At 40.7% G+C, this 13833-nt stretch carries 4 protein-coding genes and 1 pseudogene; 2 read left to right on the forward strand and 3 right to left on the reverse strand.

Features of this window, described 5'->3' with window-relative positions; genetic code table 11:
• Positions 1 to 1271 (reverse strand): type I polyketide synthase (locus tag CDG79_RS16615; RefSeq protein WP_143855501.1); only part of this gene is annotated, 1271 nt, incomplete at its 3' end.
• Positions 1264 to 6774: a non-ribosomal peptide synthetase gene (locus tag CDG79_RS16620; RefSeq protein ID WP_223278184.1), complete on the reverse strand. Its 5511-nt coding sequence runs from the start codon at positions 6772 to 6774 to the stop codon at positions 1264 to 1266. The genes CDG79_RS16615 and CDG79_RS16620, both read right to left, overlap by 8 nt.
• 722 nt (positions 6775 to 7496) lie before the next feature.
• Between CDG79_RS16620 and CDG79_RS16625 the strand changes: the two genes are divergently transcribed.
• Both CDG79_RS16625 and CDG79_RS16630 read left to right on the forward strand, forming a co-directional pair.
• Positions 7497 to 10205, forward strand: coding sequence for a TonB-dependent siderophore receptor (locus CDG79_RS16625; protein ID WP_094343098.1), 2709 nt, complete (start codon positions 7497 to 7499; stop codon positions 10203 to 10205).
• 110 nt (positions 10206 to 10315) lie between these two features.
• On the forward strand, positions 10316 to 11245 hold the full coding sequence (locus CDG79_RS16630; RefSeq protein ID WP_223278185.1) for an iron-siderophore ABC transporter substrate-binding protein: 930 nt from the start codon (positions 10316 to 10318) through the stop codon (positions 11243 to 11245).
• Positions 11246 to 11385: 140 nt separating this feature from the next.
• On the opposite strand, the pseudogene CDG79_RS16635 reads toward CDG79_RS16630, so the two are convergent.
• Positions 11386 to 13567 (reverse strand): annotated as a pseudogene (locus CDG79_RS16635) (zinc-dependent metalloprotease).
• Positions 13568 to 13833 lie beyond the last annotated feature (266 nt).

The raw sequence follows: 13833 nt of genomic DNA on the forward strand, positions 1-13833 counted from the left end.
ATACCCAAGGAACTCACACCAGCACGACGAGGAGTACTTCCTGTTTTCCATTCTGCTAGCTTTGCATTGATATAAAAGGGGCTGTTGGCAAAATCTATCTGGGGATTTGGCTGCTCAAAATTCAAGCTTGCTGGTATCTGCTTGTGTTTCAGGGCTAAAACTGTTTTAATCAGTCCGGCAATCCCAGCTGCTGCATCTAGATGACCAATGTTTGTTTTCACTGAACCAACGGCACAGAAGCCTTTTTTGTTGGTACTGCTACGAAAGGCTTGAGAGAGGGCGGCAATTTCAATCGGATCGCCTAAAGCTGTACCAGTACCATGAGCTTCAATATAGTTGATTGTCTCAGGCTCAACTCCCGCCAGCATCATCGCTTCGGCAATCACCTCTGCTTGACCATTGACGCTAGGCGCTGTGTAGCCAACTTTACCAGAACCATCGTTATTAATGGCTGAACCTCTAATTACAGCATGGATGCAGTCACCATCTGCAAGAGCATCGCTCAATCGCTTGAGGACAACAACTCCTACACCATTACCAATAGTCGTTCCCTGTGCTTTGGCATCAAAAGCACGACAATGACCATCAGGAGATAGTGTTCCTCCCGGTTCATGCAAATAACCTGTTTTCTGGGGTACGTGGATAGAAACCCCACCAGCTAAAGCCATATCACATTGATAATTCAACAAACTTTGACAAGCAAGTGTTGTTGCAACTAATGAGGTAGAACAAGCTGTTTGGATCGTAATACTTGGGCCAGTTAGATTTAATTTGTAAGAAACACGGGTAGTCAGAAAATCTTTATCATTACCAATTAATGTTTGATAGCATTGCGCCGATCCTATGGGATCGCGGTTTAAATCTAATGAATAATAGTTATTTAGGCTAGCACCAGCGTAAACTCCGATCCGACTATCATACCTGTTGGAATCATAACCAGCATTTTCTAATGCTTCCCAAGCACACTCTAAAAAAATCCGGTTTTGCGGGTTAGTAACTTCTGCTTCTTTGGCATTAAAACTAAAAAATGCAGCGTCAAATAAATCGATATTTTCTAATATGGCACTAGACTTTACATAATTGCGATCGCTAAGTGTAACGGAATCTATACCGTCAGATATTATCTCTTCATTTGTGAAGATAGAAATTGACTCTACACCAGATTGCAAATTCTGCCAAAATTCATCAATATTTTTAGCACCGGGAAAACGCCCTGCCATCCCAACAATGGCAATGCCTTCTATAGCATCATTATCTATAGTGCTAATCATAAATCTTTTTACCTTGCTTACTCAATTGTTGTTTTTTGCGATTTATAGCCTCAATTTGCTTATTCGCGCGATCGCGTGTTCCTGTAAAAGAAAGCTGTCGCTGTTGACTTAAATATTGCGCCAGTGAGTAAATAGTCGGGTTCTGAAACATTTCTACAACTGATATATTTCGCTGCAAATTTCCTTGCAGTTTATGATTAACCTGAATCATCAGTAATGAATGCCCACCAAGATCAAAGAAATTATCATGAATACCTACTCGATCGAGATGTAGCACCTCTTGCCAAAGTTTTGCTATCTGCTGTTCCATTTCCGACTGGGGTACTTCATAAGTAGTCGTCAATGTTGGACGCAAGTCTTCTGGTACAGGTAAAGCACGACGGTTTACTTTTCCGTTAGGCAAAAGTGGTAAGGTATCTAAAAAGATAAAAACACCAGGAACCATATATTCTGGTAACAGTTCTTTGAGATAAGTTCGGAGTTCACTAGTTGTAAGTGTTTCGTCTGGTAAAAGAACAATATAAGCCACCAATTCTTTAACACGTGGTTTATCTTCTCGCGCCAAAACTATAATTTTCTGCACTGCTGCATGTTTGAGTAATGCATTCTCAATTTCACCCAACTCAATCCGAAATCCTCTAATCTTAACTTGATGATCGATTCGCCCCAAGTACTCTAAATTCCCATCAAGTAAATAACGAGCTAAATCTCCAGTTTTATATAGCCGCGATTCAATTTTTTTATTAAATGGATTAGATATAAACCGCTCCTTTGTTAACTCTGGTCGGTTTAAATAGCCTTTAGCTAAACCAGCACCACCAATATAAATTTCTCCTGGGACACCAATTGGTACTGGTTGCAATTTAGTATCAAGCAAATAAATTTGTGTATTGGCAATGGGACGACCAATAGTTACGTTACTATCTCTATTTACTTGAGCAAATGTGGAATAAGTTGTATCTTCAGAGGGGCCATAAAGATTCAAAACTTTCTGAATACGATCGTTTTGATAAATCTGCTGCACAAGTTGATTTTGTAGTGGTTCGCCAGCAAGATTAACCGTCCTGACTGAAGAAGGTAAACCATCTACTTGCAGTAATTCTGCAATGATGCTTGGGACTGTATTAACCAAGCTTACCTCAGCAACCAACGAGGGTAAGTGCAAAGCATTCTCTACAAGAATTACTCTACCACCCCAACTTAGGGGAACAAACAGTTCAAATACTGATAAATCAAAGCAAATAGAGGTTGATGCTAAAACTCCAGCAAGGTCATCATCTGTAAAAACTTTTCTTGACCATGTTAATAAAGCAACACAACTTTCATGAGCGATCGCAACACCTTTTGGTACACCAGTAGAACCAGAAGTATAGATGACATAAGCTAGGTGATTGGATTTTACTTCACTCAACAGATTTTCTCTGCTCTGTTGGCTAAGTAATTGTGAATCTCTATCAATACAGAGAATATGCACATTCGATTTGGCAAACAATTCAACTAGATGGCTTTGAGTCAGCAGTACCTTGGTCTGACTATCTTCTACCATGAAAGTTAAGCGTTCCTGGGGATAGGCTGGATCTAGTGGTACATAAGCCCCACCTGCTTTTAAAATAGCCAATAATGCAATCAGCATTTCTGGGCTGCGCTTCATGCAGACACCTACGATTACTTCTGGCTTTACCCCTAGTCTTTGTAAGTAGTGTGCTAGTTGATTAGCTCGATCGTTTAACTCTTGGTAGGTTAATTTTTGGTTTTCAAAAATAACAGCAATATTAGATGGCGTTTTCTCTACCTGTGCTTCAAACAGTTGATGAATACATTTATCTTGTGGGTAATCTGTCTCGGTATTATTCCACTCAACTAATAACTGCTGTACTTCAGATGGTGAAAGTAATTGCAAGTCTGAAATTCGTTGTTTGGGATCGCTAACTATACTTTCCAATAGAGTCTGGAAATGTAACAGCATCCGAGCGATAGTATCTGCATTAAATAAATCTGTGTTATACTCGCAATTCGCAATTAACCCTTGTTCGTTATCCTCCATAAATAATGTCAAATCAAATTTTGATGTGCCGTTATAACCCTCCTGATAAGTAAGAGAGACATCTGACAGTCTGGTATTTAATATTGGCACATTCTGGAGAACAAACATCACTTGAAATAGTGGATTGTAACTTAAGTCTCTATTTGGCTGTAGTTCTTCTACTAACTTTTCAAAAGGTAAGTCTTGATGAATGTATGCCTCTAAAGCTGTTGACTTCACCCGCGTTAGTAACTCCTGAAAACTCAGGTCGCCAGAAAGGTCTGTACGCAACACCAAAACATTAACAAAAAAACCGATTAATGACTCAACTTCTGCTCTGTTCCGATTGGCGATTGGCGAACCTACTACAATATCAGTCTGACCAGTGTAACGATACAGCAACGTTTTGAAGGCTGTAAGCAAGGTCATAAACAGAGTTACTCCCGAATGACGGCTCAAATTCTTTAGCTCTTTTGTCAGAGTTTGAGATAGAACTACTTTCTCTTGAGCGCCTTTGAATTTTTGAACTGGTGATGTCTGATGATAAGAAACAAAGCTTCTACGCGGACGGTCAGTTGGTAAATTTAGTATAGGTAGCTCACCCTGCAACTTTTGTTTCCAATAAGTCAATAAAGATTGAATACGCTCAAAATCAAGCCATTTTCGTTGCCAATTGACAAAATCCCGATACTGAATGGGTAATTCAGGAAGTGGTGTTCGCGTAGCGTCTCGCAGAGAGAGTTCGCCCGTGGAGAATGCTTCATATAATACAGCTATTTCTTTGATCAGAATACCGATAGACCAACCATCTGCAATTATATGATGCAGAGTGACAATTAAATGATAATTTTTGTCAGTTAATTGTAAAATTTTAGCACGCAAAAGCGATTGAGCAGATAAATCAAATGGCTGCTGTGCAAATTCTGTAGCCAAACGTTGTGCTTCTTGAGAACGTTCTCTTTCTGATAGTGAACGCAAATCTTCAACCGCCAAAGTTAAAGATGGTGCTTGATTTATAACTTGGGCTGGTTGTCCATCAACTACCGTAAAGCTCGTCCGTAATACTTCGTGTCGTCTAATAATTTCGTTAAGACTATCTTGTAAGACTGCTAAATTAATGCAGCCTTTTAAGCTAATAACTATCGGAATGTTATATGTAGGACTATTGGGAGTTAGCTGATTGATAAACCATAATCCCTGCTGGCCAAAAGATAGAGGCTGAATGGATGTATTTTTCTCTTGTTTGGTAAGGGATATTGACGGTAGTGCATCTGTTGTCAGTTGAGCGAGGATCTTTGTAGCTAGCTGTTGCGTACTCATCCCTGCAAAGAAGTCTGCTACTGATACTTCTACCTCTAAATCAACCTCAACTCGGTTTTTCAACTCAAACACTTTTAAAGAATCAAGCCCCAGAGCGCTTAATGGTTCTTCAAGACTGATATCATCTGGTGCGATCGCCAGTACTCTCGCTTCCTGTTCAATCAGATATATTTCTAAAAGCTGTTGACATTCCTTGGGAGAAAGCGCCAAAAGCTCAGAACGCTGTAATCGAGTTTCCTCTCTGACAATATTGCTAATTTTGAGAATCTTACTGATAATAATATTCAGTTCACCATTTTGAAACTGAGCGCGAGTTGCACGACGTTGAATCTTACCGCTAGAAGTTTTAGGAATACTACCTGGTTTAATCAAAACCACAGCATAAACTTGTACTTCATGTTCTTCAGTCACAGCTTGGCGAATTGCAGATATAACTTCTTCTAAATTTGGCTTGGCGCGAAACTTCAATTCTTGGACGATTACCAGCCGTTCTTCGTTGTCAACCTCGACTGTAAATGCTGCACTAGCACCAGAATTTAAAGATGGATGACTGCGTTCTGCGGTTAATTCTATATCCTGTGGGTAAAGATTTCTACCGCGAATAATAATTAAATCTTTGGCTCTACCTGTAATGAAAAGCTCGCTATTCTGCAAAAAGCCTAAATCTCCCGTCCGCAGAAAAGGGCCTACACCTGTATCTGATAAATAAGCATGAAAAGTTTCTGCTGTCTCTCGATCGCGATTCCAATAACCTTGACCAACACTCGGCCCCGATACCCAGATTTCCCCAATTTCATCAGGTTTACAACTACTGAGGGTTTCGGGATTAGCGATCGCCACTTCCTGTTGTGGTATGACTCGACCACAACTAACGAAATGATAGACATCTTCAGTACTCTGGGACTGGGTACTGGGTACTGGGTACTGGGAAGGAAGGGACTGGGTACTGGGTACTGGGTACTGGGAAGGAAATTCTTTTAAAGCCTCCACTTCACTCGGCTTTAATATTTGGTTCGGATCTGAATCCTCATGCAAATCTTCCCGCTCCCCAGTCCCCAATTCAACTACCCGATTCAATTCTAATGCAGACTTTTGGACTGTCTTGATAATCGGTGATGTTGCCTTCTGCACACCAGAAACCATCAGAGTTGTTTCAGCCATTCCGTAACAAGGGTAGAATGCCTCTTTACGGAAGCCACAATCGGCAAAAGCTGCTGCAAAGCGCTCTAAAGTATCATACCGAATCGGTTCCGCGCCGTTAAATGCTACACTCCAACTACTCAAGTCAAGAGTTTCTTTTTGTTCAAGAGTAATTTTTTGAGTACATAACTCATAAGCAAAATTCGGGCCACCACTGGTTGTACCTTTGTAGTGAGAAATAGCCTGCAACCAACGATAAGGACGTTGGAGAAAGGAAGTTGGAGGCATGATGATGCAAGGAAAACCTCCATACAAAGGTTGCAATATTCCCCCAATCAGACCCATATCGTGGTACATCGGCAACCACGTTACGAACTTACTTTCTGGAGAATGCTCCATAAATTGGTAAGTTGTGTCAGCATTGTGCAGTAGGTTCCCATGACTAATCATTACACCCTTGGGTGTCCCTGTAGAACCAGAAGTGTATTGCAGAAAAGCTAAGGTATCTCTATCAATGGAGGGTTCTTGCCAAGCATCTTCTATTCCCTCTGCAAGATTATCAGTAGTCAGCCACTGTAAGGATTCTAAATCAGTGTTATGCGACATTAAAGACCGCACTGTAGGCAGGATTTCTGTTGTGGTGAGAGCGATCGCTGCTTGTGCATCTATAGAAATAGCTTTTATTCTCGGTGTGTTGCGCTCATTTCTAGGGGGATATGCCGTTACAGCCACAACTCCCGCATATAAACAACCGAAAAAAGCAACCAAAAAATCTAGTCCGGCTGGATAAAGTAGTAAGGCGCGTTCTCCAGTCAAACCCAATGCTTGTAATTGAGCAGCTATTCGACGCGATCGCCTATCCAACTCTTGATAGGTTAGCGTTGTTTGTTCTGTTTCTCCATCCAGCAAGAAGGTAAAAGCATCTCTGTTTGGCTGGGTAGAGCTTCTCAAGCGCAGTAAATCAACAAATGTAGAACCACTGCCAGAAGTTTCAAGGAAGCAATGAGAATATTGATTCATTTTGATTTTCAACTAGATGCGACCCTGATACACTGCTGCTCTTTTTCCCGCTCTGACTAGAGAAAAATAAAGAGGAAATCCTTAATTAATTCAGCCAATTACTTAAAATTGCCTAAATCCTAATTAGTGATTTTTTGGGAGCAATATCTAGCTTATTGCGATTAATTTTTATTTGCCTTCGATTACACTAACGAGAATGAGTTGCTTTAGCAATAGAGAAATTATAGAAAGTTAGTATCAACAAAATCACATTACATAAGTTTTGCTTATAAAAGTTTATTTATATCTGTAGATAGATGATAAATATACAAACGTCATTTTAAGACAGTCAATTATGGTAAAATCAATATTCCCTGACAAAAGACAAATGACCAATGCCCCATATTCAAGTTAAAACTCCACGAGCGATCGCCCGCAACCACTCGATGGAAATTAACTTGTCCTCATCCCTAATTCCTAGACACTAATCCCTGTTTTCAATACAGAAAAGTAGTTTTAGCTAGCAATACAATTTCTGATTATGTGTCAAGCAAATAAGCTGTTTTAGAATAATTTATTATTTAGTATCTATAGCTAAATGAAAAAAACTATTAATTATCTTGTGTCTTGCATTGCTTCATAATATGATTCAAATAATTTCAACTTAAATGACAATTTTTTTTAGAGATCGTCATTGTATCTTCAGGTACAACCAAGTAGTGTGATTGAGTGTAAGCGGATAAATGAAGTTAGATAAATTGTTTCAAAGCCTGCTGCTGACAGGTACGGTAGTTCTTTGTATCAGCGCTCCTGGTAAAGGCGAGGAAGTACGAGAAGATGTTCAAGGCGAATCTTTTACCAAAGTGATAGGGAAATCTACTTCACCGCAAACAGCAAAGTCTGGTAAAGCAAGTAAAAACATTTCCCAACTTAGCGAAATCGAACTTCCTGCAACTAGCGCTCAAATGCTAGTACAGATACCAACACCAAGCAACCCCCCGAATCCAGAACAAAGAAGTGGGGATCGAGTTGTACCAATCATGGGAGTTAAAGCCAATCCCACAAACAAAGGTGTGGAGTTGATTTTAGAGACGACTCTTGGGGAACAACTACAAGTAAAAAATCGCAGTACGGGTAATAATTTTATTGCAGATATACCTGGCGCACAGTTGCGTTTAGCATCGGGAGAAGCTTTTACATTTCGTTCCGAAAAACCCCTTGCAGAAATTACTGAGATAACTGTTACAAATATTGATGCAAATACTGTCCGAGTGACGGTGGTGGGTGAGAAAACTTTACCCACAGTTGAGTTATTTGATGATAAGACAGGGCTGGTGTTTGGTATAAATTCTGCGGCAACGGCAACGGCAACTTCTCCACCGCAACAACCCCAAACACCACAAGATCAACAAAAGCCAGCAAGCGAGACACCGCAGCAAGAACCAACAGCACAGCAGGACGAGCCGATTGAGTTAGTGGTGACGGGGGAGCAAGATAGGTATAACGTACCAGAAACGTCAACTGCTACTAAAACCGACACACCATTGCGCGATATTCCCCAATCGATTCAGGTGGTGCCGCGACAAGTGCTGGAAGATCGCAAGGTAAGAAGTGTAAATGAGGCAGTGGAAACGGTCAGTGGCGTTGTTGATGGCGGAACCAACTTCGGTGCGCCTTCAGGAGGCAGAGTTATTAGAGGATTTGTGCAGAACGGAGATTTCCGCAATGGGTATCGAGATACAAATGATAGCTTTTCGCTGACAGGCATTGGGACAATCGAACAAGTAGAAGTTCTCAAAGGCCCCGCCTCAGTTCTATTTGGCGCTGTAGAACCAGGTGGAATCGTCAATGTTATTACCAAACAACCTTTGAGCGAACCCTACTACAGTCTCGGATTTGAGGCAGGAAATTTTGGATATTATCAACCCAGCATCGATTTTTCAGGGCCATTAAATACTGATAAAACTGCACTCTATCGCTTTATTGCGACCTATCAAGATTCGAGCGGATCTCAAGATTTCGTCCACACAAATATAACCACGATCGCACCTTCAATCACTTTGAAATTAGGCGATCGGACAGACCTGAATCTATACTATGAATACACTAACTATAAGGGATATCCGAATCAGTCTGGCAGTTGGTTTTTCAGTGATGGTAGCTTCCTGCCTCGGAATCTCTTTCTCGGTTATCCTGATTTAACCTTTATTGATGCCACAACTCAAAAATTTGGCTACACCCTGAATCACAAGTTGAATGACAACTGGCAGATTCGTAACAATTTTTCAGTGGCTGCTACTAACACTAGAGACGGATTTGCCTCAGGATTAGATATAGTCAACGATCGTTTACTAGTAGGTATTGACACTGAAAAACGTGAATACACAATAGATAACTATTTTGGACAGATCGACTTGCTTGGAAAGTTTAAGACGGGATCGATTTCGCACCAACTTTTAGTAGGTTTTGATTTTAATCGCAATGTTCAGACTTTTGAATCTCTGATTGCCGATCCTGCCCTTCCCGATCTAGATATCTTCAACCCAAATTACAATATTTCAAACCCCGTATATATTCCAAATTATAGTTTCGATTCAGCTACTCAATCTTACGGTGCTTACCTTCAAGATCAAATCAGTGTTTTAGATAACCTGAAGCTATTGATTGGCGGGCGGTTAGATTGGGTTTCACAGAATGTAACAAATAGCGGAATTGATTCTCCTGAACAGAATGATAGTGCTTTCAGCCCCCGAGTTGGATTGGTGTATCAGCCGAGCAAATCTGTTTCTCTCTACACCAGCTATAGTCAATCTTTTCTCCCTACCTCTGGATTCAATCCTGATGGTAGAGCGTTTAAGCCAACCAAAGGAACCCAATATGAAGCAGGCATTAAAGCTGACTTTCTAGACGGAAAGCTTTCAACAACATTGGCAGCCTATCAAATCACCAAAACGAATGTTACAACTCCCGATCCAAATAACCGTGATTTCTCAATTCAAGTGGGAGAGCAAAGGAGTCGAGGGATTGAGTTAGATATTGCGGGTGAGATTCTACCAGGGTGGAAGGCGATCGCTTCTTATGCCTATACTGATGCAGAAGTTACCGAGGATAATGCCATTGCTGTAGGCAACAAATTGCTGGGTGTACCAGAGAATCAAGCTAGCTTCTGGACAACCTATGAAATCCAGAAGGGGGATCTCAAAGGTTTGGGATTTGGTTTAGGGCTTTTTTATGTGGGTGATCGGGCGGCACTTTCAGACAACTCGGTTGAACTACCCAATTACTTGCGTACCGATGCGGCAATTTTCTACCGTAGAGATCGCTTTAATGCTGCGATCAATATTCGTAATCTATTTGATACGGACTATTTCAGTTCTACCTACGGTTATACTTTAGGTCTTGAAAGAGGTGCGCCCTTGACAGTCATCGGCTCTATTCGTTGGGAGCTTTAACTCGCTGTTGTGTTGGTAATCGGCTGAACAACGTGTTGCAATTATCCTATTGATACTTATCCTCAATGTTTTTACGTCGCTTCATGTATCTACTATTATTAGGAGTTTTGATGTTTGTACTTGTTTCGGCTTGTAGCAGAAATTTGAATTATAGTGCTACAAGCTTGAAACAGCCAACGCAAAACTGCCGAAAGGTGGAACATTTGATGGGAAAGACTTGTATCCCTCTCCAGCCTCAACGGGTGATAACGATATGGTCAAGTTTTTTGGCTGATACTTTAGCATTGGGGATTAAACCAATTGCAACGGGATATGATTCTAGTGAGCCTTTTCCAGAATATCTTCGAGACAAAGTAGATGGAGTTGATTTGATTGGAAGCGTAAATGAACCAAACCTCGAAAAGATTTTGCTCCTGAAACCCGACCTAATTTTGGCTCATCCTTATATTCTGAATGTTTATTACAAGCAGATATCTACGATTGCGCCTACCGTCATAATAGGGCATCCCGATTTACTCACTCATCGTTGGGATCAAGATTTGGTAGACCTTGGCAAGGTCTTGAATAAAGAAGAAGCTGCCAATCAATTCATGAAGGAATATTGGCAGCGGATTGAAAAACTTAAACAAGCCTTAGGTAGTCGCCGTCATCAAATGCAGGTTTCAGTTGCCTCGACAAAAGCATTATCTGGAATTTGGTCTTATGGCGAAAAAAGTCCTGTTGGCAGAGTCCTTAATGATATTGGGCTAGAACGCCCATCCTCACAAAGGGGGAATTTTTTCTATATAGAAAATATTTCTGAAGAGCGTCTGTCTGATATTGACGGTGATGTTCTCTTCTTTTTATCTTGGGGAAGCAAGAGTGCTAAGGAGACTTTAGAAAAGCTTCAACAAAAACCTTTATGGCGACAACTGAAAGCGGTTCAACGAAATCAAGTTTATTTCGTTGACGGGCTGCGCTGGCATGAAGGCGATATCTTCGCAATCAATACAATAATTGATGACTTATTTAGATACCTGATCGATCGTCCCAGGTTTTAGCACCTCACCAAATAGCTGCGACTTATACCCAATAGAAGAATGTAGCGAAGTAATAGACCATCATCCAGAAGAATGTGCAGGTTGTGGAGGAATCCTGACTGGAGTTGATACAAATCCCTTGTACACTTTCTCCGCAAGCCCTACTTAGAGAGTAACTGCGCGTTTAATGCTTTGGTGATGCGATCGCCAGAAGCTTCTAAGTGGGCTAAGGTGTAAATATCAAGGCTTTCAGTAAGTTGCTTAAGTCTGACATCAATGGCTTTTTGCAGTTGACGCAATTCATACCAAGCCAATGTCCGTCCATCTTCAGGTGTATTAGTAGTACCCAACATCATCTCTAGCAGAATATTCAAATATTCCCGTTGCAGCGAACGGCGGACGCTAGAAATTGGCTTTGGTTCTCCTGGGGTTAAAACTTCTGTCCAGATGCCTGTTTGCAGAGTGTTAAACAGTTCTGGGATAGAAAGTGCTTGCCCAGGCAGCGTTTTTAATTCGATATCTTGTAAACGATTCAGGCGATCGCTGTCTAATAGCGATCGCAGCACCGCACTTTGAAACTTCAAAATACTTTCGTGAATTGGATAATCAAGGCGGTTATTAGGTACAGAACTACCCCAGTGTTCCCAGTGCGATGGTGCTAGTTGATTGAGCAATTGTGGTGAAAAACTGAAAGCATCGTCAGCAAATACATACTCTTGCAACTTAGTCAATGCCTGACGTTGTTTTAAAAGTGAAACTGGTACAAATGTCCAAGAAGCATCATCACTAGCATGGAGACGGCGAAACGATTGTCCACCAATGTATTTAGAAAGCAAAGTGGCGTTCCGAAAATAATATTTAAAAACTCTATTGAATGAGACGCGCAGGTTACTATAGCTTTCTCCTTTTGATAGATAACCCTTATCAAGACGCTCCCACATCACGCGGGCATTATCCATTTGCCACTGCGAATAAAGTAGCACATCACTACTCATATCCCAGACATTTGCTAAAGGATTAATGTCCCAAATATCCTCATCAGTTGCGTAAGATAATTCTGGTTGAGGCGATGCCAGTGCAATCTGTTCTAAAAAACTTTTTTCTGATTCTGGAATGATTCCCTCAATTTCTACTGATGGGCTTTTTTTATAACCATACTCAATTGCCCATTCGTCATAAGGCCCAACAACTCCTGGGAAATAGTCACCTTGCTGTACTCCCTGTGGTGCTATATTCACAGGTAGATAGTCCATCACTGAACCCACTAAACCTTTGGTGTGAGTGATTTCAGTATTATTTAATTCTTCAGGCGTTAACATCGTGCTGCCGTGAAAATTGTGGCGCAACCCAAGAGTATGCCCAACTTCGTGAGCAATCAGAGAACGCAAATATTGATGCACATACTCTTTCATTGTTTCACTGCTGGGTGTAATATTTGGCAAAATTGACAACGCCAGTGCCCCCATCTGGGCTTGATTTGAAGATTCCATACCATAGCAAAACTCAGAGTTTGGCAGAAGATAATTCTTAGCATCTGCATTCTGCTTTCGCCAGAATACTTGACATGATTTTTTGTCCACTAAAGATGAATTGACTTCCATCAATGCATGATATTCTTGCTGAACTGAACGCACCATATTGGCATCCACAATAATATCTGCATCCAATATTTCTCCGGTGAATGGGTTAACGCGCATCGGCCCTCTAGCAAAACCTTCATCCAAAGAGTTGAACCAGCGAATAGTATTGTAATGTACATCTGCGGGTTGCCAATCAGCATCATCTGGCATTTGCTGCACTTCAATGGCATTTTGAAATCCGGCTTTTTCAAATGCTTTATTCCACATCAAAATGCCTTCACGAATTGCATCGCGGTACTCTAGTGGCACAGCATTTTCAATCCAATACACAATTGGCTTTTTGGGTGGAGATAAAGCAGCATTAGGGTTGTTGGAAGTAGAAGAGAAAATCAGAGAGAGGTAATCCACTATAAATTCCCCTTTCCCCAACGCCTGATTCTAATGTTACTATAGCTAGGTAATCTTTATTTAGCTGCTCTGGTTTGATTTCTAAGTAAATTTTGCCCGAATTATCCGTGCAATAAAGTGTGAAGAGTCCTTCTAGTTTATCTATCCCTTTGACAACCTTATTAAGTCGGCAAAAATCTTGCTTTCTATTCTTAGCAAGATTATTATCAGTACTTACTAAGTTTTCAACTACTGGGAGTGCATTTACTTGCTGCACATCATTTGAAAGTTGGTTTGCTGCTGCGTAATCACTTGAGAGAAACAAGTTATACAGTAATACTATAAAGATTGCTAATTTACTTATCCAGTATTTCATCCTTTGGCTTTCCACTTGAAGCAACTCTCGTGTTGAGAAAAATGTGGATTGATTTTTCGTCTGCAAGCCCTTCAAATATCTAGGGATGACGGTATAAATCCACTCAAAAAGTCGTGTGACTATTGATTGTTATTAGTGGCTCTTTCGGAATTTTCCATTAAGCATCTATGTTTGAAGATAGATATGTTCTCAAACTAAAGATACATGTTTTTTTTACTTGTATATGTATTAAAACCCAAATGTAGCATCGAAAATGTATTTAGTGC

Source organism: Nostoc sp. 'Peltigera membranacea cyanobiont' 232, from assembly GCF_002245985.1.
Lineage (GTDB): Bacteria > Cyanobacteriota > Cyanobacteriia > Cyanobacteriales > Nostocaceae > Nostoc.